This is a genomic window from Luteimonas terrae, assembly GCF_031457535.1.
Classification (GTDB): domain Bacteria; phylum Pseudomonadota; class Gammaproteobacteria; order Xanthomonadales; family Xanthomonadaceae; genus Luteimonas; species Luteimonas terrae_A.
Map to the genome: position 1 here is coordinate 88,714 of NZ_JAVDWO010000015.1, position 26,633 is coordinate 115,346.

Sequence of the window (26,633 nt, forward strand, 5' to 3'; positions counted from 1 at the left end):
TGTTCGCGTCTATTCGATAGGTGTGGGCTATCGGGCGTTGCGCGCTCTGCCCATTCGATCCACCCGTGTGCGTGCGTGCAGGGATCCTTGAGACGCGCGGAAACGAAGGTCGGACGCGTGGAAGCGTGGTCGGCCGAGCCGCGCGCTCGTCAGAGCAACGCCCGCAGCCGGTACAGCGCTTCCAGCGCCTGCTTCGGCGTGAGTTCGTCGGGATCAAGTCCGGCCAGCGCTTCCATGGCCGCGGACGGGGGTGCGAACAGCCCGATTTGCTGCGGACTGTCGAGCGTGCCCGCCGACATCGGTGCGGCCGCAGGCGTGTCGTGGCGACGCTGTTCGAGTTCGGCCAGGCGCGCGCGGGCGTCGCGGACGACGGCCTTGGGCAGACCCGCCAGCGCGGCGACCTGCAGGCCGAAGCTGCGGTCGGCCGGGCCGGCCTTGACCGCGTGCATGAACACCAGCGTCTCGCCGCCCTGCTTGTCGCGATGCTCGACCGCATCCAGATGCACGTTGGCAATGCCGCTGCCCGGCTGCGCCAGCGCGGTGAGTTCGAAGTAGTGCGTCGCGAACAGCGTGTAACTGCGGTTCGCCGCTGCAAGATGCCGCGCGCAGGCGTCGGCCAGCGCAAGGCCGTCGTAGGTCGAGGTGCCGCGTCCGATCTCGTCCATCAGCACCAGCGACTGGTCGGTGGCGTGATGCAGGATGTAGCTGGTTTCGGCCATCTCGACCATGAAGGTCGACTGGCCCTTGGCCAGATCGTCGCCGGCGCCGATGCGGGTCAGGATGCGGTCGATCGGTCCGATCACCGCGCGCGACGCCGGCACGAAGCTGCCGATGTGCGCGAGCAGCACGATCAGCGCGTTCTGGCGCATGTAGGTGCTCTTGCCGCCCATGTTCGGGCCGGTGATGACCAGCATGCGGCGCGCATCGAATGCATCGCCGTCGCCGAGCACCAGATCGTTGGGCTCGAAAGGTTCGCGGCGTACCGCTTCGACCACCGGATGGCGACCGCGTTCGATGCGGATGCCGGGCGCATCGTCGAGCTGCGGGCGTGACCAGTCCAGCGCCTGTCCGCGTTCGGCGAAGCAGGCCAGCACGTCGAGTTCGCTGAGCGCACCGGCGCAGTGCTTGAGCGCTTCGATGCGGTCGTTGAGCGCGTCGAGCAGCTGTTCGTACAGCAGCCGTTCGCGGGCCAGCGAACGCTCGCGCGCCGACAGCACCTTGTCCTCGAAGGTCTTGAGTTCCTCGGTGATGTAGCGCTCGGCGTTGGTCAAGGTCTGCCGGCGCGTGTAGTGCGCAGGCGCCTTCGCCGAATGCGCCTTGGAGACTTCGATGTAATAGCCGTGGACGCGGTTGTAGCCGACCTTCAGCGTCGGGATGCCGCTGGCCGCGCGCTCGCGCGCTTCCAGATCCACGAGGAACTGGTCGGCGTGCGTGCTCAGGCGTCGCAGCTCGGCGAGTTCGGCGTCATGACCATCGGCGAACACACCACCGTCGCGTGCGAGCACTGGCGGCTGCTCGACCAGCGCGGTGGCCAGCAGATGCGCTTCGCCTGCGTGCTCGCCGAGGCTGTCATGCAGGGCGCGCAGACGCGGCGAATCGAGCGCGCCGAGAATGCCGCGCAGGTCCGGGAGCATGGCGAGGCCATCGCGCAGCGTGGACAGGTCGCGAGGGCGCGCCGAACGCAATGCGATGCGCGTGAGCACGCGTTCCATGTCGCCGAGCGCGCGGAAGCGCTCGCGCAAGGTGTCATCGCCGCCCGAATCGATCAGCGTCTGCACCGCATGCAGGCGCTCGCCGAGCACGACGCGGTCGCGCAGCGGCCGGTGCAGCCAGCGCCGCAGCAGACGTCCGCCCATCGGCGTGACGGTGGAATCGAGCACGCCGAGCAGGGTGTTGCGGGTGTCGCCATCGACGCGGGTGTCGAGTTCGAGGTGTCGGCGGGTCGCGGCGTTCATCGCAATCGCGCCGTCGCCGCTTTCCACCGAGATGGACGTCAGATGCGGCAGCCGCTGCTTCTGGGTTTCCTCGACATAGCCGAGCAGCGCGCCGGCTGATGCCACGGCCAGCGGCTTGTCGTCGATGCCGAAACCGGTGAGATCGTGCAGGCCGAAGAACTGCAGCAGTTGGCGGCGGCCGGAGTCGGCATCGAACAGCCACGGCGGGCGACGACGCGCACCGGTGCGCTCGGACAGGAAGCCCGGCCAGCCGTCTTCGTCGGGCACCAGCAGTTCGGCCGGGTCGAGCCGCGCGATTTCGGCTTCGAGCATGTCTTCGGTCGCGCATTCGCAGACCAGAAAACGGCCGCCGGCGAGATCGGCCCAGGCGAGGCCGTAATGCCCGGCGCGGTTGCGCGCGACCGCCATCAACAGCGTGTCTCGCCGTTCCTGCAGCAGCGCCTCGTCGGTCACCGTGCCCGGCGTGACGATGCGCACGACCTTGCGTTCGACCAGGCCCTTGCTCGCCGCGGGGTCGCCGATCTGTTCGCAGATCGCCACCGACTCGCCCAGCGCGACCAGTCGCGCCAGATAGCCTTCGGCCGCGTGATGCGGCACGCCGGCCATCGGGATCGGCGCGCCGGCCGAATTGCCGCGCTGGGTCAGGGTGATGTCGAGCAGCCGCGCCGCCTTGCGGGCGTCGTCGTAGAACAGTTCGTAGAAATCGCCCATGCGGAAGAACAGCAGCACATCGGGGTGATCGGCCTTTGCGGCGAAGAACTGCTGCATCAATGGCGTGTGCTGGGGCGAAGACATCCAATCGCTCGTTTGGCCGGCCGCATAGTCTGCCCGAAACCGCCGTTTTCCGCGGTCCGCAGTGGTCTCCCGGACGGCCACAAAAAGACCCTCGAGCTCCATGCGCACGCGTGTGGAAGGTGTGTTAGGTTTCCGTTCACGGCAGGCGACTGCCGGACGTTCCGGTCTGTCCCCCACGATGACCGGAGCGGCGGGGAATCCCGATGGCGCAATGCCGTCGGGCGTCGGTTTTTCGAAAAGAACCACACCACGTCACTCGGGGGACAACATGGATTCACGTCAGTTGCAGCGCAGCCTGCTCAGTCACGCCGTCGTCGTCGCATTGGCCGCCACGGTCGCTGCGCCCGCGCTGGCACAGTCGACCACCACGGACACCGAAACACCGACCACGCTGTCGGCGATCACCGTCACCGCGCAGAAGCGCGAGGAAGCATTGCAGGACGTGCCGATCGTCATCAACGTGTTGCCTGAGCAGTTGCTGCAGGACACCGGCGTGCGTGACATCAAGGACATGCAGGTCCTAGTGCCCGGCCTCACCGTCACCAGCACCCAGTCCGCCGCGCAGACCACCGCGCGTATTCGCGGCATCGGCACGGTCGGCGACAACCCGGGTCTGGAATCCTCGGTCGGCATCGTCATCGACGGTGTCTACCGCGCGCGCAACAGTGTGGGCTTCGGCGATCTCGGCGAGATGGAGCGCATCGAGGTGCTCAAGGGCCCGCAGGGCACGGTGTTCGGCAAGAACACCTCAGCCGGCGTCATCAACGTCATCACCCGGCGGCCGAGCTACACGCAGGCGCTCGAGGGCGAGGTCACGGTGGGCAACTACGGCATGCTCGGTGTGTCGGGTTCGTACAACGACGCGCTCAGCGACAACGCCGCGTTCCGCATTTTCGCCACCAAGCGCAAGCGCGACGGCGTCGACAATGTGGATACCGGTGGCGGTCCGCGCCAGGAGACCGACGACGGCGACCAGAACTACCACTCGCTACGCGGCCAACTGCTGCTTGAACCGACATCGAACCTCAACATCAATTTCATCGCCGACTACACCAGCCGGGAAGAGAACTGCTGCGTGTCGATGACCACGTTCCGTGGTCCGACTGCGGCGATCATCGACGCGCTCACGCCCGGTGGGGAGGGCATCATTCCGGTCGTCGATCTCGATCGCCGTCTCGCCTACGCCAACCGCACGACCGAGCAGGACCTCAAGGACAAGGGCATCTCCGCCGAGGTCAACTGGACCACGCCGTGGGCCAACGACGCGGTGCTGACCTCGATCACCGCCTTCCGCGACTGGGAGGCGATCACTAGCATCGACTTCGACTACAGCGGCGCGGACATCCTCTATCGCCCGCCGAATCCGGACGGCTCGCTGGTGAAGTTCGAGAACTTCAGCCAGGAATTCCGCCTGACCGGCGCGACCGACCGCCTCGACTGGATGGTCGGCTTCTTCTATTCAGACGAGGACCTGGGGCGCAACGACTCGTACTTCTTCGGCCCGGCCTACGAGCCCTACCTGTCGACAGCCGTCGCCTCGCAGGTGCTGCCTGCGCTCGCCGCGCAGCTGGCCCCGCTCGGGCTGACCGTCAACACTGCAAATCCGGCGACGTTCCTGTCGCAGGTCAGCGGCCGTCCGTTCGGCACCAACTTCACCGGCCAGGGCGCGCTGGACCGTTACGAGCAGAACGCCAAGAGCGCTGCGCTGTTCACCAACAACACCTTCCGCGTCACCGACGCGCTCGACATCACCCTGGGCCTGCGCTACACCCGCGAGAAGAAAACGCTGCAGTCGGATTTCGCCAATCCCAACGGCGCACAGGGCTGCGCGGCGACGCTGGCCAACCCTGCCGCGCGCGTGGGCGGTGCACTGGCGCAGCGCATCAACGGCTTCGCCAGCCTGCCGCCCGCACTGCAGCAGCAGCTGCTGGCCGGTCTGGTGCCGGCGATCGCGCCGCAGGTTGCCGGCTTCATGTGCCTGCCGTGGGCGAACATCGCGCACAACGGCCGCAGCACGTTCCAGGAGCGCACCGAGAAAGAGTGGTCGGGCACGCTGAAGGTCGCCTACGACTGGTCGGATGAGGTGATGACGTATGTGTCGGCCTCGCGCGGGTACAAGGCCGGCGGCTTCAATCTCGACCGCGTGCAGGTGGGTATCACGCCCGTGGACGACACCGCCTTCGACGGCGAGTTCGTCGACAGCTACGAGCTGGGCCTGAAGACCAGCTGGGCCGGGGGCAACCTGGTGTTCAACGGGGCGCTGTTCCACCAGACCTACGAGGACTTCCAGCTCAACAGCTTCCTCGGCACCGCGTTCGTCGTCCGCTCGATCCCTGAGGTGACCTCGATGGGTATCGACGCCGAAGTGCTGTGGCAGACCCGCATGCCCGGCCTGATGCTGCAGGGCGGCGTGACCTATGCGGAGACCGAGTACGGCAACGACATCGTGCCGGACCTGCCGCTGCTGCCCGGCAACCAGATGAGCTTCGCGCCGAAATGGTCGGGCAATGCGTCGGCCACCTATTCCTGGGATATCGGTTCGACGCTGCAGGGCCGCTTCAACATTGGTGCCAAGTACATGTCCGAGTACAACACCGGCTCGGACCTCAAGCCGGAGAAGATGCAGGACGCCTACACGGTGCTCAATGCACGCGTCGGTTTCGGGCGCCAGGACCAGCGCTGGATGCTGGAGTTCTGGGGCCAGAACCTGACCGACGAGACCTACAAGCAGGTCGGCATCGATGCGCCGATCCAGACGGGCTCGTTCAACGCCTTCCTCGGTGCCCCGCGCACCTACGGCATGACGTTGCGCATGCGCTACTGATCCATCGTGTCGACGCGACGGCCGGCCCGCGAGGGTCGGCCGTTCGCGTTTCAGCGCCTTTGAAATGCAGCATCACCGTGGCGCGGGGCGACGCGCGCACCGCGATGCGGTACAACGGCCGCTTCCCCCACCGGGCCGATCCATGCACGACACCCACACCGATGCCGCGCTGCACGCACTCGCCGACGCGACCGGCGCGCTGCTGCGGACCCATCACCATCGGCTCGTCACCGCCGAGAGCTGCACCGGCGGCTGGATCGCCAAGGCCGTGACCGACATCGCAGGCTGCTCCGACTGGTTCGATTGCGGCATGGCCGCCTACAGCTACGAGGCCAAGCAGGCGCTGCTGGGCGTGAATCCTCACACGCTGGAAACGCACGGCGCGGTCAGCCGCGAGACCGTGATCGAAATGGTCTCCGGTGCGCTGGTGAACTCAGGCGCCAGCGTCGCGGTTGCGGTGACCGGTATCGCCGGCCCCGGCGGCGGCAGCGAGGACAAGCCGGTCGGCGCGGTATGGATCGGCTGGAAACGTCGTGGTGGCTATGCGCGCGCGGAACTGTTCCAGTTCGACGGCGACCGTGATGCCGTGCGTCGCCAGACCGTGGTGGCCGCGCTGCAGGGACTGGTCGAGACCGTGGGCGAGCGCTGATGTGGGAGACGCTGGCCACCGTCCGTGATCTTGGGCGGGTGCAGGAAATCGGCGCGGTGCTGGTGCGCTACGGTTTCGGCGATCTGGTCCAGCGCATCGGCATGGCCGGCGCCCTGGAACGTGCGGGACGCCTGCTGCACATCGGGCGCGGCGGCGAGGATTCCGTGCTGCGGCTGTCGCCACCCGAACGCGTGCGTCATGCCTTGCAGGATCTCGGGCCGACGTTCGTCAAGCTCGGCCAGGTGCTGGCCACCCGCGTCGACCTGCTGCCACCGGAGTGGATCGACGAACTCGGTCGCCTGCAGAGCCATGTGCCGGCGGTGCCGATCGAGGCGCTGCGCGCACAGCTGGAGGAAGACCTCGGCGATGCGCCCGAACGCGTGTTCGCACGCTTCGAGGACGTGCCGATGGCCGCGGCCTCACTGGCGCAGGCGCATCGCGCGTGGCTGCACGACGGCACGCCGGTGGTGCTGAAGATCCGCCGCCCCGGCATCCGCGAAGTCGTCGAGGCGGATCTGCGCCTGCTCGTGCGGTTGGCCGAGATCGTGCAGTCGCAGGCGCCCGACCTGCGCCGCTACCGCCCGGTCGAGGTGGTGCGCCAATTCGACGCGTCACTGCGGCGGGAACTGGATTTCGCCCGCGAATGCCGCAATGCCGAACGCATCGCCGGCAATTTCGCCGAGGACGCACGCGTACTGATTCCGCGCGTGTACTGGGAGTGGACCAGCGAACGGCTCAACGTGCAGGCACTGGTCGACGGCATTCCGGCCGGTGATCTCGCCGCGATCGACGCCGCCGGCCTCGATCGCCACGCGCTGGCGATGACCGGCGCCGACATCGTCATGCAGATGGTGTTCGAAGACGGTCTGTTCCACGCCGATCCACATCCCGGCAACCTGTTCTTCATGCGCGACGGGCGCGTGGCGCTGATCGACTTCGGCATGGTCGGGCGCGTCTCGCCGACGCTGCGCGAGCAGATCGCCCGACTGCTCTACGGCCTGGTGTTCCAGCAGCCGCAGACGGTGTGCGACGTGCTGCTGGACTGGACAGAAGGCGCCGAGGTCGACGAGGCGCGGCTGCAGTCGGAGATCGACGCCTTCGTCGACCAGTACCGCGGCGTGCTGCTGAAGGATCTGCGCATGGGCGCGATGCTCGGCGACGTCACCGGACTGCTGCGCCGCCACGGTTTGATGCTGCCGCCGGATCTCGCATTGCTGATCAAGGCGCTGCTGACGCTCGAAGGCCTGGGCCGGCAGCTCGACCCGGATTTCGACATGACCGGCGCCGCCCAGCCCTGGTTGCAGCGGCTGATGTGGCAGCGCCATTCGCCGCGCGCGCTGGCGCTGCGGGGCCAGCAGTCGCTGTCGGGCGCGCTGGACCTGCTGGCGGACCTGCCGCGCGACCTGCGCCGGCTGGTGCAGAGCGCACGTCGCGGACGGTTGCGCGGGCAGATCGAGGTGACCTCGCTCAAGGCCTTCGGCGACCAGGTCAACAGCGCAGCCAACCGGATGACGATGGGCGTGGTTGTGGCCGCGCTGATCATCGGCTCATCGATCGTGATGAACGCGGTCAGCGCCGGGTCCGGCAACCGCTGGCTGATGGCGCTGGGCGTCGTCGGCTTCGTCGGCGCCGCGCTGGGTGGGGTGTGGATCCTGTTGTCGATCTGGCGATCGGGCCGACACCGCTGAGCCGCGGCGCCGATGCGGCGGCCGTGGTGCGGCGTCAGTCGACGCGCACGTCCACCCAGACCAGGCGATGGTCGGTACCGTCGACGATGTCGGCATGCGCGGCGTCGCTGCGCGGCCATAACACCCCGTTTCCGACAAACGCATGTCCTACCGAGGGCAGCACGTAATCCAGGCGCAGGTTGCCAACACGCGGGCCGAAGCTGCCGGTGTCGTGCGCGGCCGAGCCGCGGTGCTGCGCGTTCGCGCCGCCGTCGGCGTCGGCGGCCTCGATCGCCCCTTCGCTTTTCGGCGTGGCCATGCGCAGCACGCGTGGATGTTCGAGCAGTTCGACAATCGCAGTGTGGTCGCCGGCGCCATCGACGGGATCGTTGTTGAGATCGCCGAGGATCACGAAGCGTGCGTCGGGTGCGAGCCCACCGCAGCGGCCTGCGTCGTCGCACAGCCACTCGTGCGTGCCCGGCGACAGGTATTCGGTCCAGAAGCGGATCTCGTCGTGATTGCGCGCCACGTTGCGCTTCTCCGGTCCGTCGAACGCGGGCGGCGTGGGATGCGCAGCCAGCACGTGAATCACGCCGCCGGGCGCGCGCACCTGCACATCCCAGTGCGATTTCGACGACAGCCGCAACTGCGACCACGTGCTGTCGGGATGAAAGGGGCGGCCATCGGGATGGCGCGGACGCCGCGCATCCGGCATCGCCTCCCACTTCAGCAGCTGGAAGGTGCGCGCGGTCGCCGCATCGATCGGATAGCGCGACAGCAGCAACATGCCGTACTGGCCCGGGTGCAGACCGTAGCCCCAGGCATCGTTGCCGCGGTCGCGGCCGTCGCCGCCTATGGTGCCGTTGTTGTCGAGATCCAGGCCGCTCTGCACGCCGGTGTTGACCGGCGCGAGATAGCGGTAGGGATAGTGCAGCGCTTCGCCACCACCCGGCTGCGCGCGTTCGAGCCAACGCTGCTGGAACAGATCGGCGGCGCTGCCGTCGGCGACGTAGTCGAACTCGTTGAGCAACACGATGTCCGGACGCACCTGCTGCAGCACGGCGGCGACCTTGCGCGCGCCTGCGTCGTCGCCGCGCAGGCGCTCGAGCAGGCCACCGGCTTCGTCGCTGTTGAGCGAGGTGTTGTAGGTCGCGATGCGCAGCGTGCCGGTCGAGCCCGCATCAGCGGCGCGCGGCGATTGGTCGTGCGTGTTGACGCGTACGCAGGCGGCGAGCAGCGCGACGACGGCGCAGGCGAGCAGGGCGACCAGCCACGTGCGGCTCATGGCGTTGCGTCCGTCAGCGGTCGCCACTGGCGTCCATCGAAGGCTTCGAGCGGTCGGAAATTGCGTTTGTAAGCCATCTTGCGGTGTCCATCGATCCAGTAGCCGAGATAGAGATAGCGCCGGCGGTCGCGCTGCGCCCAGGCGATCTGTCGCAGGATCGCCAGTGTGCCGAGTCCGCGTGACACGACGTCGGGGTCGTAGAAAGTGTAGACGGCCGACAGCGCATCCTCGATGAGATCGGTCACCGCCACCGCCACCAGTTGCCCGTGCAGGCGCAGTTCCAGCAGCCGGCCCTCGTTCCAGCTGCCGATCAGGAACTGGTCGAATTCACTGGCGCCGTGGTCGTCCATGCCGCCGGCCGGATGTCGCGACACCAGGTACTTCCGATACAAGGCGAGCCGCTCGTCGTTACGCTCGGCCGCCACCACGCGCGCATCGACATCCGTATTGCGTGCGAGCGTGCGACGCTGACTGCGGTTGGGCACGAAGGCATCGACCGGAATGCGCACCGCCGTGCACGCGCGGCAGTCGCCGCAATGCGGGCGATAGACGATGTCGCCCGAGCGGCGGAAGCCCCAGCGCAGCGCCTGCGGATAGACATCACCCAAGCGTGGGTCGCGCGGATCGAGCACCAGGTCGCGCGCTTCGCGGTCCGGCCAGTAGCCGCAGGCATGCGGCGCGGTGTGGAACAGGCGCAATTCGCCTGTGCCGGCGTCCGGTTCTGGGGCAGGGCGCGAGGGGGTCTGCATGCCGGCAGGATACGCACCGGCGTCGCAGACGACGCGATCGGTTCGCCGACCGCAGGCTGAACCGGCCCGCGGAGCGGTCAACGCCGCACTCGGTACAGGCGTTGATCCCTGCACAGCGGCACGGTGCCGCGGCAACGGGAACACACCCATGAAGACGAGGCTCATCACCACCGCGCTGCTGGCGGCGCTGTCCATCACCACGATCGGCGCGGCAGCAGCGCAGGCACCCGCCGCCGGCACGCAGGCGGCCAAGCCCGACGGCGAACGTCATCGCGGCCACGGTCCGCGCGGTCAGGGCGGCGATCGCGTCGACGCGATGGCGCGGCTCGACACCGACAACGACGGCCGCATCAGCCGTACCGAAGCGCAGGCCGCGCAGCAGGCGATGCAGGCACGTCGCGATGCCCATCGCGCCGAACGCGCCGCACGTGGTGAGGGCCCGCGTACCGACGGCCCGCGCCGTGAAGGTACGCGCAGCGCCGATGCACGTGGCGAGCGTCCGCAGCGGGGACCGGGCGGTCCGCGTTCGCACAAGGGCGGCGGTTTCGATCTGGTCGCGAACTTCGATGCGATCGACACCAACCGCGACGGCTACCTCACCCGCGGCGAACTGCGCACCTGGCACACGGCAAAGTCCGCCGAGCGCCGGGCCGAGGGTGAGCGTCGCTTCGCCACGAAGTTCAGCGAGGCCGACCTCAACAAGGACGGCAAGCTGAGCCGGGTCGAAGTGTCGGAGAAGATGCCGCGCCTTGCCGAGCGCTTCGCATGGCTCGACGAGAACCGCGACGGCTTCCTCAGCCGCGAGGAGCTGCGTCCGGCGCGTCCGCAGCGCTGAGTCGCGGGCGTCACCTCAAAGAAAAAGGCCGCGCATTGCGCGGCCTTTTTCGTTCTCTCGGGGCAACCGGTCATCCGCGGGACGTGTCGGGCAACTCGATATCAGGGCGACGGTCTTGCGCTGCAGGACAGATCCGCAACGTCGCTAGGCGCGCAGAAAGCCTCGGCACACACGCCGTGACACGGCGATCAGGCGGTCCTGAGCCAGACGATCAGCAGTACGCCCAGCAGACCGACGTTGGTAATGATCAGACCGCTGGATCCGAACATCAGTCGATAACCGAGCGCGCGTCGGGCGCCGCCCACGGGATCGCGCGCGATGTCACGCGCGATCAGCGGATTCATCAGCCGGGGCATGCTGGTCAGCAGCGGATAGTTGTAAAGCGACAGCGCGATTACGGCCGCCACCGTGAACCATCCAGCCGGCGTCTCGTGGCTGCCGGCCATGAAGCCGATGCCGGCGCCCATGAGGCCACCCAGGAGCCCGCCCCAGACGAACCACAGGTCGTAGAGCTTGAGGATCGCGCGGCGTTCCGCATCGGTGTCCGCGTAGCGCGCGACCATCTTCCGGCACAACCACACGGTCAGCCCGCCGAACACCAGCGACACACCTGCAGCGCCGAGTGCGCCCGCGCTGCCCAGCGCCGCCTTGCCGGCCGCACTGGCGCCGAATGCGCCGCCTGCCGCGACGCCCGCGACCGTGCCCGCTGCTGCGGGCTTCGCGAATGTCGCCAGCCCGGCCGTCACCAGCAGCGTGAATGCTGTTCCCGGTGCGGAGCTCGCGGCGAACTCCTGGAAGCGCGCCATCAGGTCCTCGCGCAGGCTGCGGCGCGCGCGCGACAGACGCTTGCGCACGGCGGCATCGGACAGGCCGAGCAGGGCGGCGACCTGTTTCGAGTTGCCGCCTTCGCGGTAATAGAGCAACAGCACTTCGCGGCTTTCGTCGGGCAGATCGGAGATCAGGTCTGCGGCGACGCGGCCGGTTTCGTCGTCGATGATCTGCTGCATCGGGCAGCCATCGGGATCGGCCGCCTGGGCGATGGCGATGTCCGCCGCTTCGCCCGCCACCGTGCGTTCGCGGCGCGCGCGCAGGTAATCGCGGGCGAGGTTGCGGGTGATCTGGCGTAGCCACGGCAGGAAACTCGTGGTGTTCTGCAGTCTGCCCAGCTGCTGCCAGGCCTTGAGATAGGCCTCCTGCGCGATGTCCTGGCTGGCCTGCACATCGCGGGTGATTGCCAGTGCAATCGCGGTAGTCGCGTTCTGGCTCATCTTCACGATGCGGCCGTAGGCGGCCTGGTCGCCGCCGCGCGCGGCGGGCAGTTCCAGATGGATCCGGTCTTCGAGGCCGAGGTCGGCGGCAATGGCGGTCATGGCGATCCTTGCAGGTCAGGTCGCTTTCAAGGACGCGGCCCGGGCGCCGGATGTGACCGGCGCCGTCGATGATGCCTGCAAGTGTGCCTGTCGGCGATCAGTCGGCCGCGTCGAACTGCCAGTCAGGGCCGTCGCGGCGGACATCCAGCGTGCGCGTGGTCGGGGTCTGCTCAGCGTTGCGGTCCCGGCTGATGACATCCACCGTGCCTTGCCCGGAACCGTCGGTGCGGTAATTGGTGACGTCGAGCGATACGGCCTGTCCATCATCGCCACTGCAGGCCGAGGACGGACGCACCTCGGGATAGCCGGCTTCGAGTTCGGCCAGCAGCGGCGCGGCCGGCGCATCCCCGTCGATCGCCACACAGACCGGGCCGGTCTGCGGAGCCAGCGCGTCGGCCAGCACGGCCGTCGCCAGCGCCCTCGGCACCGGTGCGCGGTACTCGCTCGCTTCGACGGTCGGCGGCACCATGTCGAGCACCGGTTCGGGTACGGCAGCGACAGAGGCCTCGGCAGGCGCTTCGTTCGAGGGCCGGTTCCACCACGACAGCGCGATCACCAGCACCGCGCCGCCGATCAGCGTGTAGCGCACCTTCGCTGCGCGCGTCATGCCCTGGCGCACTTCGGCCGCGGGCGCGAACACCACATCGGCCTGTGGCAGATAGCCGCGCGCAGAGGGCTGGCCCTGCAGCAGGCCGGCCTCGCGCAGCAGCTCGCGTGCACGCGGCTGCTCGTCGGAGCGGGTCACCCAGACGGCCGGCTTTGGGCCGCCGGCATCCTCGCGATAGCTAAAGTTGGCGCGGCGGTTGCCCTTGTAGGAGCGGCCGTTGAGGATCTGAACCTCGATGCCGGCATCGCGCAGCAGAGCGGCGACGCGCTCGACGTTTTCGAGACGGGGACTGGAGAAGACCTGACGCATCAGCCGGCCTTCGGCGCGGTATCGCCGCCGGGCAGCACGCGGATCATGCCTTCCTGCGCGGTGCTGGCGACAAGACGCCCGGCGCGGTCGAAGATCTGCCCCCGTGCGAGACCACGCGCGCCCTGCGCGCTGGGACTGTCGAGCGAATACAGCAGCCAGTCGTCGACCCGGAACGGGCGGTGGAACCACAGCGCGTGATCGAGCGAGGCCATCTGCACGTTCGGCTGGTAGTAGCTGATGCCGTGCGGGAACGTGGCCGTGCCGAGCAGCTGGAAATCGGACGCGTAGGCCAGCAGCGCGCGATGCAGCGCGGGCGCATCGCCCACCGGGCCGGTCAAACGGAACCACATCTGCTGGAACGGCGGCCGTTTCGGCGGTTTGAGTTCGTCGCGCGGATAGACATGCCGGAACTCGAACGGGCCGCTGCGATCGAGCCAGCGCTGCACCTTGACCGGAAGTTTCGCGAGCACCTCGGCCGGCAGCGGATCCTGCGGCTCGAGATCCTCGGGCGCCGGCACTTCAGGCATCGTCAGCTGGTGTTCGGCGCCGGCTTCCTCTTCCTGGAACGAGGCCGCGCAGAAGAAGATCACCTTGCCGTGCTGGATCGCGGTCACACGGCGCACCGAGAAGCTGCCGCCGTCGCGGGTGCGGTCGACGTCGTAGACGATCGGCGCATCCACATCGCCCGCGCGCAGGAAATACGCATGCAGCGAATGGGCGGGACGCGGGCTGGTCATCGTGGCCTGCGCGGCCGAGAGCGCCTGGCCCAGCACCTGGCCACCAAACACGTACTTCGTGCCGATGTCGCGGCTCTGGCCGCGGAACAGGTTGTCTTCGAGGCGCTCGAGGCTGAGCAGGTCGATCAGTTCGGAAACGGGCGGGGTCATCGCGGGGGCCGTGCGTGGGGGCGGCGACGCGGGGCGCGTGCCGGCCGACGATTATAGGTGGCGCCGGTCCGGGGCCCTGACGCGGGCGTTCAGACGCCGATGCGGGTCAGCGGCACGCGCGCCAGCACATCGGGCCACGGAAACAGCGGGCCGGGATCGCGCTTGCGCGCCACGGTCAAGGCAGGATCGTCGCTGGCGGCGACGCGATCGGTGTCCAGATCTTCGTGCCCGGCGATCTCGCGCAGGTTGGGCAGCGTTGCGCGTAGATGCGCGAGCAACTGGCAGAGCGCCTCGATCTGCGCGGGCGTATAGGCCTCGTCCATCGTCTGGCGGCGGCTGTCGTACCAGTCCGGGAAGCGCCCGGTGTTGACCAGTTCGATGCCGACCGACTGTGTGTTGTGACCGCGTACGTGATGGGCTGTTCGAGTGGCCGGCACGTACTCGGCGATGCTGCCGTCGCGGTCGATGTACCAGTGACCGCTGGCGCCGGTGCCGTCGTCGTAGAGCGCGCGCTCGCCGTAGATGCGCGCGGTGGCGAGATCCGGCAGCTCGGTGCAGTGGATGACGACGAGGGTGATGTCGGACGCGTCGCGCGGCGCCAGCAGGTCCACGTAGGACAATGGCTGCGGCGCGATCCGGAGCGCGGACGTGGGGTCGGACATGGCCCGGATGCTAGCATTCACGCATGAGAAATCCGCCGCCAGACTCCGACCTGCACGCCCTGATGACGCAGTTTCCGCGCGCCGGGCGGGTCGAGTGGATCGGCCTGCGACCGGCCCGCGAAACCCCGATCCGTCCCGTGGACGCCGCGGTCGCGGTGACCGGTGTCGGCCTTGAGGGGGACCGCTACACCGGCGGCAGCGGCAAGCGCGGCGTGACCCTGATCCAGGCCGAGCATCTGCCGGCGATCGCGGCGCTCAGCGGCCATGACGTGGTGTCGCCGGTCACGCTGCGCCGCAATCTCGTGGTGTCGGGCATTCCGTTGATCGCACTCAAGGGACGACGCTTCCGTGTCGGCGAGGTCGTGCTGGAAGGCACGGCCCCGTGCGATCCCTGTTCGAAGATGGAAGCCGCGCTCGGCGCCGGTGGCTACAACGCGCTTCGCGGCATGGGCGGCCTGTGCGCGCGGGTGATCGAGGGCGGTCCGCTGAAGATCGGCGATGCGGTCGAATGGGTGGACGCATGAGCGCGCGCGGTCACTGCATCCTCTCGCATGGCTTCGAGAGCGGACCGGATGCGACCAAGGTCACCGCGCTGGCCGAGGCCGCGGAGCGCCTGGGCTGGAGCCACGAGCGCCCCGACTTCACCGATCTCGACGGCAAGCGCGACGTCAGCCCGCTCGGCGATGTCGCCGCGCGCATCGAGCGTCTGCTGCGGCGCACGCTCGACGCCGCCGCGCGTGGCCCGGTGGTGCTGGCCGGTTCCAGCCTCGGTGCATGGATCGCAGGCCATGTGTCGACGCAGGTGCCGGTCGCCGGCCTGTTCCTGATGGCGCCGCCGGTGCGGCTCGATGCGGCGCATCCGCTGCAGGCCGCCGAGGTGCCGCTGTCGGTCGTACACGGCTGGGACGACGAACTGATTCCTGCCGCCGATGTCGTCGGCTGGACCTGCGCGCGCCGCGGACGGCTGCTGCTGGTCGACGACAATCACCGTCTGAGTGCGCACGTGGAGACGTCGGCGGATGCATTCGCGGCGTTGCTGCGTTCGCTTTGACGGGCGAATCCTTGGTGTTCGCATCCACTCCCAGACATTCATACGTCACTCCCGCGTAGGCGGGAGTCCAGCGCCTTCGCTCGACACGCGCCTCCCGTCCACGGTACGACGTCACTCGTTGAGCCGCCCGTCGGCTCGAAGCCCCGCATGCGCGGGAATCACCGTGAAACACGGCGCGAACATCTTTTACGTATCACCCGGATCCCCATGAAATTTTTCGCCAGCTGCCCCAAGGGCCTCGAATATCTGCTCGTCGACGAGCTGCTCGCACTCGGTTGCGCGCATGCCACCGCGACCACCGCCGGCGCCAATGTCGAAGGCACCCTGCACGACGCGCAACGCGCGGTGCTGTGGTCGCGCCTGGCCAGCCGCGTGCTGTGGCCGATCGCCGACTACGCCTGCGAGGACGAGGACGCGCTGTACGCCGGTGCGCGTGCGGTTGACTGGACCGCGCATCTCGACGCGTCCATGACGCTGGCGATCGATCCGCACGTCTCGGGCAGCGCGATCACCCACGCGCGTTACGCCGCGCAGCGGGTCAAGGATGCGATCGTTGATAGCCTGCGCGAAGCGACGGGCGCGCGCCCGGATGTCGATGTCGAATCGCCGGATCTGCGCCTGAGTCTGGTAGTGCGCAAGGGCCGCGCGATCCTCTCGGTCGATCTGGGCGGCGGCCCGCTGCATCGCCGCGGCTGGCGTCGTGCGCAGGGCGAGGCGCCATTGAAGGAAAATCTCGCGGCCGCAGTGCTGATGCGCGGCGGTTGGTCGGCGCTCTACGCCGAAGGTGGCGCGCTGCTGGATCCGATGTGCGGCAGCGGCACGCTGCTGATCGAAGGCGCGCTCATGGCGGCCGATGTCGCGCCCGGTCTGGCGCGCGATGGCGGCGCGGCGACGGCGGGGCGTGCGCCCAGCCGCTGGCGCGGGTTCGATGTCGCGCACTGGCAGACGCTGTGCGAAGAGGCACTCGCACGCGAGCGCACCGGACGTCAGCGCTTGCGCGCCGTGTTCTTCGGCCGCGATCTCGACCCGCATGCCATCCACGCCGCGCGCGAGAACGCGACCGCCGCCGGTCTGCGCGAGGCGATCGACTGGCAGATCGGCGACATCTCCACGCTGCAGACACCGGTGCCGCCGGCATCGCAGGAAGACGTCGCGCTGGCGGAATCGGTGAAGCGTGGTCTCGCGGTCTGCAATCCGCCCTACGACGCGCGCCTCGCCGCCGACCCGGCGCTGTATCGCACGCTGGGCAACGCGCTCGGACGCGCGGTGCCGGAATGGCGGGCGAGCCTGCTGTGCGGTGACGCGGAACTCGCGCATGCGACCGGCCTGCGCGCGAAGAAGAAGTACCAGGTGTTCAACGGCGCCATCGAGTGCAGCCTGATCGTCTGCGATCCCGTGCGGCCGCCGAAGCGCGCCGTCAGCGACGCGCCGGAAGACTTAAGCGAAGGCGCGACGATGGTCGCCAATCGCCTGCGCAAGAACCTGCGCAAGTTCAAGACCTGGCGCGAGCGCGAGGGCGTGAGCTGCTACCGCGTCTACGACGCCGATTTGCCCGAGTACGCGGCCGCGATCGACGTCTACATCCAGTCCGAGGCCGACGTGAACGTCGAGGGCATGCCGCTGTGGCTGCACATCCAGGAATACGCCGCGCCTGCCGAGATTCCCGAAGACGTGACCCGGCGCCGTTTCGGCGACGTGCTGAGTGCGGCGCGCGACGTGTTCCGCATTCCACGCGAGCGCATCGCGATCAAGACACGTTCGAAGGGCAAGGGCGGCAGCAAGTACGGCCGCTTCGACGCGCGGCACGAGTTCCTGCTGGTCGACGAAGGCCGCGTGCACCTGCGTGTGAACCTGTTCGACTATCTCGACACCGGCCTGTTCCTCGATCACCGCCCGATGCGCCTGCGCATCGCCGACGAGGCCGCCGACACGCGCTTCCTCAACCTGTTCGGCTACACCGGCGCGGCGACCGTGCACGCAGCCGGCGGCGGCGCGCGCACCACGACCACCGTCGATCTGTCGGGCACCTACCTGCAGTGGTGCGCCGACAACCTCGCCGCGAACGGCTACAGCGGCGCCAAGCACCGCCTGGTGCAGGCCGATGCCCTGAAGTGGCTGGAAGCCGAGAGCGCGCAGTTCGACCTCATCTTCTGCGATCCGCCCACGTTCTCGAACTCCGCGCGCGCCAAGGATTTCGACATCCAGCGCGAGCATGTGCGTCTGCTGGAAGCGGCAGTCGCGCGCCTTGCGCCGGGCGGCGTGCTGTATTTCTCCAACAACTTCCGCCGCTTCAAGCTCGACACCGAGGCCCTCGCCGTGTTCGCGCACGTCGAGGACATCAGCCCCGCGACGATCCCGCCGGATTTCGAGCGCAACCCGCGCATCCACCGCGCGTGGCGGATCACCGCGCGCTGAGGCGCCGACGCGGGTGCAGTCGGATCCATGCGCGCCTGGTCGCGTGCCGGTCCGCCTGCCACCTCACCCGCGGGCACCCGAACGCCGCTGCACTTCATGTAGGAGCGCGCTTGCGCGCGATCGGGCATTCGCGGGAACGCCCCATCGCGCGGAAGCGCGCTCCTACACGTCCCCGCAGAAACCTCCGTTCCACACGTGCACATGCAATCTGGCCGTTCTGCCCGCATCGTCTTGTGCACCCTAAGAGGAGCCGACCGATGAGTGCCACCCCCGAAGCTGCCCGCATCATCCGTACCGTGCGCGGCATGCCCGCCAGCGACGGCGCCGGGGTGAAGCTCACCCGCGTGATCGGCAGCCCGCAGTTGCCCGATTTCGATCCATTTCTGATGCTCGACGAATTCGGCACCGACAAGCCTGAGGATTACCTCGCCGGCTTCCCCGAGCATCCGCATCGTGGCTTCGAAACCGTGACCTACATGCTCGACGGCCGCATGCGCCACAAGGACAACCACGGCAACGAAGGACTGCTGGTGCCCGGCAGCGTGCAGTGGATGACCGCCGGTCGCGGTCTCGTGCATTCGGAACTGCCCGAGCAGGAAGCCGGCCGCATGCGCGGTTTCCAGCTGTGGGTGAACCTGCCGGCGAAGGACAAGATGACCGCGCCGAAGTACCAGGAATTCGCGCCCGAGCGCATTCCGGTCGTGCGCCCGGGCGAGGGCGTGTCGGTGAAGGTGATCGCCGGGGTCGTGGATGGGATTGCCGGCCCGATTTCCCAGCCCGCCACCGAGCCGCTGTATCTGGACATCACGTTCGCGCCTGGCGCGAGGTGGCGGTACACGCTTCCCGACGGCCACAACGCGTTCGCGTATGCATTCGAAGGCGGCGTCCGCGTAGGCGAGGGCGATGATGTGCGGCCGCTGTCGGCACAGGAGCTCGCCGTACTCGGCGGCGGCGCGCATTTGATCCTGGACGCCGGCGACGAAGGCGCGCGTTTGATCCTTGTCGCAGGACGCCCGTTGCGCGAGCCGGTCGCGCGCCACGGCCCGTTCGTCATGAACACCCGCGAAGAGCTGATGCAGGCTTTCGTCGATTTCCAGCAGGGCCGGTTCTGATGCGGCTCTGCTAAAACGACGTTCGAAGTCCAGTGCATCTCTACGAATCCGTCATCCCGGCCAAAGCCGGAAGTGCTTCACAACAGCGCGCAGCGCTGGTCATCCAGTGTCGTGAACTGCCGGTGTGGGCGACAGCCTGAGAGTCGCTTTGCTCCTGGGCAAAGTCGCTGGACGGCGTCACGCCTTTTTATGCCGCACGTCTGGCCTACTAGGCATGCGTCCGTTGAACGCCACCGCGACGACGACACAGGTCGCGCCGCGGACACGTCGCAGGCGAACAGGTGACTCTCTACTTGCTGCCGAACCGCACGTCCGAAAAATGCAGCGCCTCGGCATCGCGCAGCGAGCGCGTCAGTGCTGCGTCGTCACGCGCACGCACGATGATGTGCGCGTAATCGCCGGACGGAAGTTCAAGCAGCGTTTCGCGCACCATCGTCCCGGCCAGCAGTTCGTTGTCCGGTGCATGCCACCACGTGGGGGTGCCGTCGATGGTGACGCGGTCGCCGACGCGGTCGGTGCGGCGCGGCTTGAAGGTCGCGCTGCGGCCTACGGTCACCGCGAAGGCCTGCTGCCCGTCGGCGATCTCCATCGCGCGACAGAACACGAAGTCAGGACCGGGCTGTACTTCCCAGCGCACGGTCGCCCCGGGGGGCAGTTGCGGACATTCGGCGGCGGTCTGGGCCTGCGCCGTGCCGGCACAGAGCAGCGCGCCCAACAGCGCGAGCGGTCGGATCGGAAGCATTTTGGTGGTCCCCTGTGACGCAGACTCAGACCATACGCCTGCATTCGTGCTGCGTCGCGGCAGGGATTGTGACAGGCGTCACCGTTCGGGAAGCGGAATGAATTCCGGATCGCCCGGCACGGTGCCGAAGCGGCCCGCGCGCCAGTCGTCCTTGGCCTGCTCGATACGGTCCTTGGACGACGACACGAAGTTCCACCACAGGTGACGCGGCCCGTCGAGCGGCTCGCCTCCGAACAGCATCGCCTTGAGCGGCGTTTTCGCACGCAGCCTGGCGACCGCGCCGGCATCCAGCACGGCGAGGTGGCGCGGCGGAATGTCGGCGCCGTCGAGCTGCGCCTCGCCTTCGAGTACGTAAAGCGCGCGCTCGGCATGCGAGGGCGGGATCGACAGCTCGGCGTCCGGATCGAGATCCAGCGCGACGTTGAGCGTGTCGGCGAACACACGCACCGGCGATTCCTCGCCGAAACCGCGGCCGGCGATCACCCGCACCCACGCGCCATCGCGGCGGAACTGCGGCAGCGTTGCCGCGGCGTGGTGATGGAACTCGGGCGCCGTTTCCTCATGCGCTTTCGGCAGTGCGACCCAGGTCTGCATGCCGTGCAACGGATGTTCGCCTTCGCGCAGCGACAGCGGCGTGCGTTCGGCATGCGCGATACCACGACCGGCGGTCATCCAGTTGACGTCGCCCGCCGTAATGTCCTGCGAATAGCCCAACGTATCGGCGTGATGGATCGTGCCCGACCACAGGAACGTCACCGTCGCCAGGCCGATGTGCGGATGCGGACGGACATCAATGCCCGCACCTTTCTCGAAGATCGCCGGTCCCATGTGATCGACGAACACGAACGGCCCCACGCTGCGCGCCTGCAGCGTCGGCACCGCGCGACGTACTTCGAAACCACCGAGGTCGTGGGTCCGGGGATTGATCAGCAAGGTCATGGCAGCGGCTCCAGCGGCGGCGAGGGCAGGGGGTCAGCATGCCAGTGGCACTGCCTGTCCGGCCCTTGATCGACGGGACGATCCGTTGCGGCCGGATATGCTCGCGAGCAGAAAGAGGAAGGGACAACACTACAGTGCGTTCGGATCCAGTCTGCGTCAGGGGTGAGTGGGACAAGCACCTTTCCCTTTGGGAGCGAGCCTGCCCCGGACTTGATCAGGGGTCGACGCGCGTAGCGTGTCGGGTGAGGGCAGCTCGCGCGCGTCCGAACGCAACACCGCTCAAATGCCAGCCAACCCCGCCCGCCACGCCGCCAGCTTGGCCTCAAACCCTAACGCCGCATGCGCCGGACTGGTCGACGGCAGCCGCAGCAGATCGGGGACGACATCGAGCGTCGGCGACACATGCCGCCGGAACATGGTGTCCGCCGCCGCGCCATTGAACCGGATCTGTGTAATGCCGGGGTAACGCGCAAGCAGCTCGCCGATATCGTTCGGCACCACACTGCCCGATTCGATACGGGCATCAAGACTGCCCGGTCGCACGCACTCCCCGGCCACGTCCCACAACGCGACACCGCGGGCCGTCAGCCGCGCGAGACGTGCGTCATAGGGTAGCGAAGGATCGAACCCGAACAGCGCCCCGACGATCGGCCAGAACAGATTCCGCGGATGCGCGTAATAGCGATGCGCGTCGAGCGACGCGACCCCCGGCATGCTGCCGAGCACGAGCACACGGGCGCCGTCACCGACGATGGGCGCAAAGCTCCGGATGCGCAGATCCGTCACCGGCGTCTCCGCCCGGGACGCTGACAGCAGCACATCGCCAGGGCAGGACGATTGACTCCGTGACTCCGCAGCACGCGCGCCTCCTGGCAACCGAAAGCGCGCATGGTAGCGGTGGCCCAAGCGCCGCCGTGTCGAGACGTATGCCGTCGCGCCACGGATCGATGTCTCAGTCGCGCCTCGCCAAGCAGATCCCGGCCGCACGCAGTGCCCAGATCGCAGCCCCTGTTCCGCAGTTCACGACATCACGGGGCATGTCGGCATCAAGGCAGGCGCCGGATGCATGCAGAACACCTCGCCCCGACAGACGCGATATGCGAACGACAGACTTGCGACCGCCGGAACCGGAATCGTCGCGACGTGCAGACCCTCGCCGGATGCAGACACCAACTGGATCCGCACACCGGTTTCCCCTGTAACGCCGCCCAGCGTGTCGATCGAAAGGATCGAGCGATCTCCCAGCAGCAGCCAGGCTGCGTTGCCGGGCCAGTATGTGTGGAGCGAACTCGAGCGCCGGTGACGCGTCTTGAACCACTGAATCCGTGAATTGCACGCGCTCGGCAATCGCCGCGGTGGCGTCAAATGCTGCCAGGAGTAGCACCGAAACCAGAATGGCCCGCATGCCCAACTCCCTGTTGCGATCGCTTGAACACCTGTAGCCGCTGCGTTTCCAGTCGCGTCTCGCGCATCTGCACCCGGGCAACTAGTTGGCGATTGTGAACCCGGCCGGCGCATGTCGCGGCGCCGGTGCATCACAGTGATACATGTCGAGGAACAGGTCGGTCGTCGTGTCCGGGCATCTCACGCTGTAGTGGTCGACCATGTGATGGTCGGTCTGGCCGGCTTCGAGCGGGGTGCGCTCCGCCGCCTGGCTTATGAAACGGATTGCAGCGCCCTCTGGCATGTCCGGCGGAAAATCGTGTCGCGGCCCGACGTTGCCAAGTCGCTCGAACGTCGGATGCGAGTTGTCCGCGCAGACAAGGCGCGCGAGATAGGCGCGCTGCCCCTGCGGATTACACACCTCGATCGCATGCGTTTTCACCCGTCCGAACGACGGGTCCGTTGTCTGTTGGGCCGACGCACCGCCGGCTGCCAGGAGCGCGACGATCGCCATAGCAGTCGCGAGTGCTGCGTGAGTCCTTCTCATGAATCCTCCATGTTGAAACGTGGGTAGCCAATCGGAAATGCCGGGTACGCGATTGCGGGGGGGGGGGGGGGGGGGCGTCGGTCCGACAACGCGTACCACTGCTGCAGAAAGTGGATGCGCAGCATCGTCGAAAGGACGTAAGGTTGCCCGCCAGACCGGCCCATCTTCGGGTAGTGCGGCTCGATCAGCGCCAGTAGCGCCGGCCACGGGACAACTTGCTCCATCTCCGCAAGGAACACCTCACGCCGGGTGCGCTTGCGCTGGCCCAGATCCTCGGCATCACCAAATGAAAGCTGCATCGAACGCATCCCCGACGTGGAGTCGAATTGCTGCCCAACATGGCGGAGCTGTTCAGAGCTTCCTTAGCAGGTGACGGGATCAGCGCCCCTCCTCCACAAAAACGCCGCACAGATCGATCACGAAGCGCGCAGGTTGCGCTTCTCCTGCGGCTATGACGATGAGCGCCGAATGCTTGGCGTTTCGCCCATTAACGCGCTGCATGTACAGCGTAAGATTTCCTTGCTTGTACGCGGGAGTGTCACCTAGAAAACCCATATGTTTTCTTGCTCCAGGAATCATGCTTACCAGCATATCTGCCTGCTGTTCACCCAGCTCCCATAAATACTGAACCTGCTGGTTGTCGAAGAGTACTGATCCGAAGTCGGGCGTATCCAATATTGAGCTGAAAACGTAGAAATCGTTTTGACCTCCTCCCGTTAATTCGGACCAGCCAGAAGTAGAGGATTCGGCGACACTCCGGCCCGAGGAGGGCCCCGTCGCCATGAAGAAGTCAAAGTTCACCGAAGAGCAGATCGCGTTCGCGCTGAAGCAGGCCGAGAGTGGTACATCCGTCGAGGAGGTCTGTCGCAAGCTGGGCATCAGTCAGGCGACCTTCTATACCTGGCGCAAGAAGTTCGGCGGCTTGGGCGTGTCCGAATTGCGTCGTCTGCGCCAGCTCGAGGAAGAGAACCGCAAGCTCAAGCAGTTGGTCGCGGATTTGAGTCTCGACAAGGTGATGCTGCAGGACGTGCTCTCAAAAAAGCTCTGAGGCCCGCGCAGCGCAAGACGCTCGTGGGCCACCTGATGGATCGCTACCGCATCGGCGTGCGTCGTGCCTGCAACGTGGTTAAGCAGAGCCGCTCGGCGTGGTACTACCAACCCAGGGAGAATGATGATGCCCCACTGCTTCGGCGGATCGAGGAGATCGCCGCTGCTCGTGTCCGTTATGGCTTCTGGCGGATCTTCGTGCTGCTGCGTCGGGAAGGCTGGAAGGCCAACCACAAACGCGTGTATCGCCTGTACTGCCAGGCCGGGCTCAATCTGCGCCGGAAGCGGCCACGGCGTCGCAAGGCCGCCGCCCATCGTCTCGAGCGGCCGGTACTGACGGCGCCGAATCAGTGCTGGAGCATGGATTTCGTGGCCGATGCGCTGTTTGACGGCCGACGTTTTCGCGCGTTGACCATCGTCGACAATTTCACCAAGGAGAGCTTGGCAATCGAGGTGGACCAGCAGCTCAAGGGCGAGGACGTAGTTGCGGTGATGGAGCGGCTACGCCATCAGCGCGACCTGCCACAACGCATCCAGACCGACAACGGCAGCGAGTTCATTTCGCTCGCCATGGATCGCTGGGCATACGACCACGGCGTCACCATGGACTACTCCCGCCCCGGCAAGCCAACCGACAATCCGTTCATCGAGTCTTTCAACGGCAGCTTTCGGGACGAGTGCCTCAACACGCACTGGTTCCTGTCGCTGGATGATGCCCGCCAAAAGATCGAGAACTGGAGGGTCGATTACAATCATTTCCGGACGCATTCGTCGATCGGAGATATCCCGCCGGCAGAGTTCGCGGCCACTTTCATTCCCCAACCCAATGCCGAATTTTCCAGTTCCGGTCGGGCCTAACGCGGGGAGGAGGTCACAGAAGGACAACGCCGGGTTCAGCGGCCCGCTTGAGGTTGGAGCTCAGCGAACAGACCACAACGGTGGCGATCCTTGAATGGTTGAAGACGTCGCCTTGGACCACGAGGTGTGGGTGTGGCGATCCCGAGATGGCACCAATGGACTCGTTCGCAGCAACCCAGAAGATATCTCCGTAATTGATCAGTGGCGCTGCTCCGTGCGGCTGAGTTTTTGCTTCTCGATCCGTTGCGACAAAGTTCCGGCTGCGGCCTAACGCCTTATGTCTTCCAGTTTCCCTACTGTAGGTGCCGAGAGCCCGGCGTGTGCGCCCGATAACGCCTCGGTGTAGCAGCACCGTAATTCAGCAGGGGCCACACGCCGGATCTCGCGCCCTGCGCCCGGACAGTTGCACGACGCAACTCTCGTACCGATAAGCGTGGGCCCGGGCGCGATGCTCTCGACAGGCCAACTCTATCGGAGAATCGACATGACGGCAGTGGGGATCGACGTGGGCAAGACGGCGCTGGATGTCGCAATCGAGGACGTGGCGGGCGTGACCCGCTTCGCGAACACGCAGCCTGGCATCCGCAAGCTCCTGCGACGTCTAACCGACGTGGCGGATGCGCGCGTCGTGGTCGAGGCGACAGGCGGATACGAAGATGCCGTGCTTGAGGCCTGCGCCGACGCAAATATCTGGGTGTCGCGCATCAACCCACGCCAGGCACGGGACTTCGCGCGCGCAACGGGTGAGCTGGCGAAAACGGACGCGATCGATGCGCGGCTGTTGTGCTTGCTGTCGCGCATGTTTGCGGATCGGCTGCGTCGTTTCGAAGCACCCGCCGCGTGGCAGCGCGAACTTCGGAATTGGCTGCGTCGGCGCGGACAGGTCGTCACCACGCTGCAGGCCCAGAAGCAGCAGACCGCCCTGACGTCGCCGGCGGTGCGCAAGCTGGTGATGCGCACCGTTGCCGCGCTGAAACGCGAGCTCGCTGCCATCGATCGAGAGATGCAGGCGCTGCTCAAGACACACACCACCCCCGCGCTTCGCTCGTCGAAAGGCATGGGTCCGATCTTCCAGGCCACGAGCTTGGCCTTGCTTCCCGAGCTCGGCACGCTGACGCGACAACAGATCGCCAAGCTGGTCGGCGTCGCGCCGATGAATCGGGACAGCGGCCAGATGCACGGTAAGCGGCGCATCCGCGGCGGTCGCGCGCCTGTGCGTGTGGCGCTGTATATGGCGACGCTCTCAGCCGTGCGTTGGGATCCCATGCTGCGTGCGCACTACCAGCAGCTACGGGCGCGAGGAAAGCTGGGAAAGGTCGCGCTCGTCGCCTGCATGCGCAAGCTGCTGACGATCGTCAACGCGCGGCGGCGGGACGAACTGCGGAGTGAAGGAGGTGGCGTGATCGCGGCCTGAATCGATACCGCTCAAGACAGTTGCTGAATTAAGCCGCGCCGCGAAGCGGCGTCGGCTTGAATGAATTGTTAGGCGGCACCCGCATCCCGTGCGGCCTCATACTGCGCAAGATAGTACTCCGTTGGATGGGCAGTACCAGTCACTGTGACTTGGCCAGTAAGGCGGTCGACAATTAGTGGCGCGTTGCCAGCAAGTGCGTCACTTGGATCCCGAGTCTCTAAGTAGCGCTTGGACTGGTAGAAGAAAACCCAACCATACGGGCGCTCGATTGTTTGAGAGTCAATGATGGCGCATGACTCACCATCTGCTGCTCCCGAGGAAATCCATGATGCGGCGATCGCATTTGCTTGGTCTAGCGTGAACATTCTTGTGCCGCCTAACGCCTGACTTAAGCCGCGCCGCGACGCGGCGTCGGCTTGAAGGAGTAAAAAGGAGACGCGGGTTAACAAAGTAAGCGCAACACCCGCGCCGCCCGAAACTAAAGAGGTGAGCTGGCAGACTGGAGGGGATCACTCCGGCAAGAGACGATCC

At 67.1% G+C, this 26,633-nt stretch carries 24 protein-coding genes and 1 pseudogene; 10 read left to right on the forward strand and 15 right to left on the reverse strand.

Annotated features, from left to right (window positions below):
* Nucleotides 1-149 precede the first annotated feature (149 nt).
* Entirely contained in the window at nucleotides 150-2,750 is a 2,601-nt protein-coding gene (gene mutS / locus J2W68_RS15825; protein ID WP_310237738.1) for a DNA mismatch repair protein MutS, read from the reverse strand.
* Between the two features lie 268 nt (nucleotides 2,751-3,018).
* On the opposite strand from mutS, the gene J2W68_RS15830 reads away from it, so the two are divergent.
* From J2W68_RS15830 to J2W68_RS15840, 3 genes are all read left to right on the forward strand, one after another.
* Nucleotides 3,019-5,574, forward strand: a complete 2,556-nt coding sequence (locus J2W68_RS15830; protein ID WP_310237741.1) for a TonB-dependent receptor — start codon at nucleotides 3,019-3,021, stop codon at nucleotides 5,572-5,574.
* 142 nt (nucleotides 5,575-5,716) lie between these two features.
* Nucleotides 5,717-6,223 (forward strand): CinA family protein, encoded by a 507-nt coding sequence (locus J2W68_RS15835; protein WP_310237744.1) that lies wholly within the window; start codon nucleotides 5,717-5,719, stop codon nucleotides 6,221-6,223.
* On the forward strand, nucleotides 6,223-7,911 hold the full coding sequence (locus J2W68_RS15840; protein ID WP_310237747.1) for an ABC1 kinase family protein: 1,689 nt from the start codon (nucleotides 6,223-6,225) through the stop codon (nucleotides 7,909-7,911). Before J2W68_RS15835 ends, J2W68_RS15840 begins: the two co-directional genes overlap by 1 nt.
* Nucleotides 7,912-7,945: 34 nt before the next feature.
* On the opposite strand, the gene J2W68_RS15845 is transcribed toward J2W68_RS15840, so the two are convergent.
* The gene (locus J2W68_RS15845) at nucleotides 7,946-9,175 is read right to left on the reverse strand and encodes an endonuclease/exonuclease/phosphatase family protein (RefSeq protein WP_310237750.1); all 1,230 of its coding nucleotides are present in this window, start codon (nucleotides 9,173-9,175) and stop codon (nucleotides 7,946-7,948) included.
* On the reverse strand, nucleotides 9,172-9,924 hold the full coding sequence (locus tag J2W68_RS15850) for an arginyltransferase (RefSeq protein WP_310237753.1): 753 nt from the start codon (nucleotides 9,922-9,924) through the stop codon (nucleotides 9,172-9,174). Before J2W68_RS15850 ends, J2W68_RS15845 begins: the two co-directional genes overlap by 4 nt.
* A gap of 148 nt (nucleotides 9,925-10,072) precedes the next feature.
* On the opposite strand from J2W68_RS15850, the gene J2W68_RS15855 reads away from it, so the two are divergent.
* Nucleotides 10,073-10,759, forward strand: a complete 687-nt coding sequence (locus J2W68_RS15855) for an EF-hand domain-containing protein (protein WP_310237756.1) — start codon at nucleotides 10,073-10,075, stop codon at nucleotides 10,757-10,759.
* A gap of 188 nt (nucleotides 10,760-10,947) precedes the next feature.
* On the opposite strand, the gene J2W68_RS15860 is transcribed toward J2W68_RS15855, so the two are convergent.
* From J2W68_RS15860 to J2W68_RS15875, 4 genes are all read right to left on the reverse strand, one after another.
* Nucleotides 10,948-12,129 carry an RNA polymerase sigma factor gene (locus tag J2W68_RS15860; protein ID WP_310237759.1) on the reverse strand — a complete coding sequence of 394 codons (1,182 nt, stop codon included), beginning with the start codon at nucleotides 12,127-12,129 and terminating at the stop codon, nucleotides 10,948-10,950.
* 97 nt (nucleotides 12,130-12,226) lie between these two features.
* Complete coding sequence (locus tag J2W68_RS15865; RefSeq protein WP_310237761.1) at nucleotides 12,227-13,045, reverse strand: hypothetical protein; 819 nt, start codon at nucleotides 13,043-13,045, stop codon at nucleotides 12,227-12,229.
* Complete coding sequence (tesB, locus tag J2W68_RS15870) at nucleotides 13,045-13,932, reverse strand: acyl-CoA thioesterase II (RefSeq protein WP_310237763.1); 888 nt, start codon at nucleotides 13,930-13,932, stop codon at nucleotides 13,045-13,047. The genes J2W68_RS15865 and tesB overlap by 1 nt, the downstream gene beginning before the upstream one ends.
* An 89-nt stretch (nucleotides 13,933-14,021) precedes the next feature.
* The gene (locus J2W68_RS15875) at nucleotides 14,022-14,594 is read right to left on the reverse strand and encodes an N-acetylmuramoyl-L-alanine amidase (protein WP_310237768.1); all 573 of its coding nucleotides are present in this window, start codon (nucleotides 14,592-14,594) and stop codon (nucleotides 14,022-14,024) included.
* Nucleotides 14,595-14,617: 23 nt separating this feature from the next.
* On the opposite strand from J2W68_RS15875, the gene J2W68_RS15880 reads away from it, so the two are divergent.
* The 4 genes from J2W68_RS15880 (at nucleotide 14,618) to J2W68_RS15895 (ending at nucleotide 19,172) form a co-directional block, all read left to right on the forward strand.
* Nucleotides 14,618-15,118, forward strand: coding sequence for an MOSC domain-containing protein (locus J2W68_RS15880; protein ID WP_310237770.1), 501 nt, complete (start codon nucleotides 14,618-14,620; stop codon nucleotides 15,116-15,118).
* The gene (locus J2W68_RS15885) at nucleotides 15,115-15,645 is read left to right on the forward strand and encodes a hypothetical protein (protein WP_310237773.1); all 531 of its coding nucleotides are present in this window, start codon (nucleotides 15,115-15,117) and stop codon (nucleotides 15,643-15,645) included. The genes J2W68_RS15880 and J2W68_RS15885 overlap by 4 nt, the downstream gene beginning before the upstream one ends.
* Nucleotides 15,646-15,852: 207 nt before the next feature.
* Nucleotides 15,853-18,060 carry a bifunctional 23S rRNA (guanine(2069)-N(7))-methyltransferase RlmK/23S rRNA (guanine(2445)-N(2))-methyltransferase RlmL gene (gene rlmKL, locus J2W68_RS15890; RefSeq protein ID WP_310237776.1) on the forward strand — a complete coding sequence of 736 codons (2,208 nt, stop codon included), beginning with the start codon at nucleotides 15,853-15,855 and terminating at the stop codon, nucleotides 18,058-18,060.
* A gap of 257 nt (nucleotides 18,061-18,317) precedes the next feature.
* Nucleotides 18,318-19,172, forward strand: coding sequence for a pirin family protein (locus J2W68_RS15895; protein ID WP_310237779.1), 855 nt, complete (start codon nucleotides 18,318-18,320; stop codon nucleotides 19,170-19,172).
* Nucleotides 19,173-19,461: 289 nt separating this feature from the next.
* Here the strand turns inward: J2W68_RS15895 and J2W68_RS15900 are convergent, their stop codons facing one another.
* The 6 genes and pseudogenes from J2W68_RS15900 to J2W68_RS15925 all read right to left on the reverse strand — a co-directional run bounded on the left by J2W68_RS15900 (nucleotide 19,462) and on the right by J2W68_RS15925 (nucleotide 23,584).
* The gene (locus J2W68_RS15900; protein ID WP_310237782.1) at nucleotides 19,462-19,914 is read right to left on the reverse strand and encodes a hypothetical protein; all 453 of its coding nucleotides are present in this window, start codon (nucleotides 19,912-19,914) and stop codon (nucleotides 19,462-19,464) included.
* A 78-nt stretch (nucleotides 19,915-19,992) separates the two neighbouring features.
* Nucleotides 19,993-20,853, reverse strand: coding sequence for a pirin family protein (locus J2W68_RS15905; protein ID WP_310237785.1), 861 nt, complete (start codon nucleotides 20,851-20,853; stop codon nucleotides 19,993-19,995).
* Between the two features lie 279 nt (nucleotides 20,854-21,132).
* Nucleotides 21,133-21,639: a DNA-deoxyinosine glycosylase gene (locus tag J2W68_RS15910; RefSeq protein WP_310237788.1), complete on the reverse strand. Its 507-nt coding sequence runs from the start codon at nucleotides 21,637-21,639 to the stop codon at nucleotides 21,133-21,135.
* A 700-nt stretch (nucleotides 21,640-22,339) separates the two neighbouring features.
* Complete coding sequence (locus tag J2W68_RS15915) at nucleotides 22,340-22,750, reverse strand: hypothetical protein (protein ID WP_310237790.1); 411 nt, start codon at nucleotides 22,748-22,750, stop codon at nucleotides 22,340-22,342.
* A gap of 113 nt (nucleotides 22,751-22,863) precedes the next feature.
* Nucleotides 22,864-23,082: pseudogene (locus tag J2W68_RS15920) on the reverse strand (IS5/IS1182 family transposase); the annotation flags it as partial.
* A 79-nt stretch (nucleotides 23,083-23,161) separates the two neighbouring features.
* Entirely contained in the window at nucleotides 23,162-23,584 is a 423-nt protein-coding gene (locus tag J2W68_RS15925) for a hypothetical protein (protein WP_310237791.1), read from the reverse strand.
* Between J2W68_RS15925 and J2W68_RS15930 the strand changes: the two genes are divergently transcribed.
* A protein-coding gene (locus J2W68_RS15930) for an IS3 family transposase (protein WP_430539753.1) occupies nucleotides 23,565-24,688 on the forward strand; the annotation gives its coding sequence in 2 pieces (ribosomal slippage) (nucleotides 23,565-23,817 and nucleotides 23,817-24,688; 1,125 coding nt in all). The two genes, J2W68_RS15925 and J2W68_RS15930, sit on opposite strands and share 20 nt — an antisense overlap.
* Nucleotides 24,689-24,701: 13 nt before the next feature.
* On the opposite strand, the gene J2W68_RS18035 is transcribed toward J2W68_RS15930, so the two are convergent.
* Nucleotides 24,702-25,040: a type II toxin-antitoxin system PemK/MazF family toxin gene (locus tag J2W68_RS18035; protein WP_430539754.1), complete on the reverse strand. Its 339-nt coding sequence runs from the start codon at nucleotides 25,038-25,040 to the stop codon at nucleotides 24,702-24,704.
* Between the two features lie 132 nt (nucleotides 25,041-25,172).
* Here J2W68_RS18035 and J2W68_RS15935 point away from each other — a divergent pair, with 132 nt between their 5' ends.
* Nucleotides 25,173-26,102: an IS110 family transposase gene (locus tag J2W68_RS15935; protein WP_430539756.1), complete on the forward strand. Its 930-nt coding sequence runs from the start codon at nucleotides 25,173-25,175 to the stop codon at nucleotides 26,100-26,102.
* A 68-nt stretch (nucleotides 26,103-26,170) separates the two neighbouring features.
* Here the strand turns inward: J2W68_RS15935 and J2W68_RS15940 are convergent, their stop codons facing one another.
* Entirely contained in the window at nucleotides 26,171-26,467 is a 297-nt protein-coding gene (locus J2W68_RS15940) for a YrhB domain-containing protein (protein ID WP_310237799.1), read from the reverse strand.
* Nucleotides 26,468-26,633: the final 166 nt, after the last annotated feature.

Excerpts from the sequence above, each read along its gene's own strand:
- mutS (WP_310237738.1), bottom strand. The coding sequence starts at position 2,750 with ATGTCTTCGCCCCAGCACACGCCATTGATGCAGCAGTTCTTCGCCGCA.
- J2W68_RS15830 (WP_310237741.1), top strand. The coding sequence starts at position 3,019 with ATGGATTCACGTCAGTTGCAGCGCAGCCTGCTCAGTCACGCCGTCGTC.
- J2W68_RS15835 (WP_310237744.1), top strand. The coding sequence starts at position 5,717 with ATGCACGACACCCACACCGATGCCGCGCTGCACGCACTCGCCGACGCG.
- J2W68_RS15840 (WP_310237747.1), top strand. The coding sequence starts at position 6,223 with ATGTGGGAGACGCTGGCCACCGTCCGTGATCTTGGGCGGGTGCAGGAA.
- J2W68_RS15845 (WP_310237750.1), bottom strand. The coding sequence starts at position 9,175 with ATGAGCCGCACGTGGCTGGTCGCCCTGCTCGCCTGCGCCGTCGTCGCG.
- J2W68_RS15850 (WP_310237753.1), bottom strand. The coding sequence starts at position 9,924 with ATGCAGACCCCCTCGCGCCCTGCCCCAGAACCGGACGCCGGCACAGGC.
- J2W68_RS15855 (WP_310237756.1), top strand. The coding sequence starts at position 10,073 with ATGAAGACGAGGCTCATCACCACCGCGCTGCTGGCGGCGCTGTCCATC.
- J2W68_RS15860 (WP_310237759.1), bottom strand. The coding sequence starts at position 12,129 with ATGACCGCCATTGCCGCCGACCTCGGCCTCGAAGACCGGATCCATCTG.
- J2W68_RS15865 (WP_310237761.1), bottom strand. The coding sequence starts at position 13,045 with ATGCGTCAGGTCTTCTCCAGTCCCCGTCTCGAAAACGTCGAGCGCGTC.
- tesB (WP_310237763.1), bottom strand. The coding sequence starts at position 13,932 with ATGACCCCGCCCGTTTCCGAACTGATCGACCTGCTCAGCCTCGAGCGC.
- J2W68_RS15875 (WP_310237768.1), bottom strand. The coding sequence starts at position 14,594 with ATGTCCGACCCCACGTCCGCGCTCCGGATCGCGCCGCAGCCATTGTCC.
- J2W68_RS15880 (WP_310237770.1), top strand. The coding sequence starts at position 14,618 with ATGAGAAATCCGCCGCCAGACTCCGACCTGCACGCCCTGATGACGCAG.
- J2W68_RS15885 (WP_310237773.1), top strand. The coding sequence starts at position 15,115 with ATGAGCGCGCGCGGTCACTGCATCCTCTCGCATGGCTTCGAGAGCGGA.
- rlmKL (WP_310237776.1), top strand. The coding sequence starts at position 15,853 with ATGAAATTTTTCGCCAGCTGCCCCAAGGGCCTCGAATATCTGCTCGTC.
- J2W68_RS15895 (WP_310237779.1), top strand. The coding sequence starts at position 18,318 with ATGAGTGCCACCCCCGAAGCTGCCCGCATCATCCGTACCGTGCGCGGC.
- J2W68_RS15900 (WP_310237782.1), bottom strand. The coding sequence starts at position 19,914 with ATGCTTCCGATCCGACCGCTCGCGCTGTTGGGCGCGCTGCTCTGTGCC.
- J2W68_RS15905 (WP_310237785.1), bottom strand. The coding sequence starts at position 20,853 with ATGACCTTGCTGATCAATCCCCGGACCCACGACCTCGGTGGTTTCGAA.
- J2W68_RS15915 (WP_310237790.1), bottom strand. The coding sequence starts at position 22,750 with ATGGCGATCGTCGCGCTCCTGGCAGCCGGCGGTGCGTCGGCCCAACAG.
- J2W68_RS15935 (WP_430539756.1), top strand. The coding sequence starts at position 25,173 with ATGACGGCAGTGGGGATCGACGTGGGCAAGACGGCGCTGGATGTCGCA.
- J2W68_RS15940 (WP_310237799.1), bottom strand. The coding sequence starts at position 26,467 with ATGTTCACGCTAGACCAAGCAAATGCGATCGCCGCATCATGGATTTCC.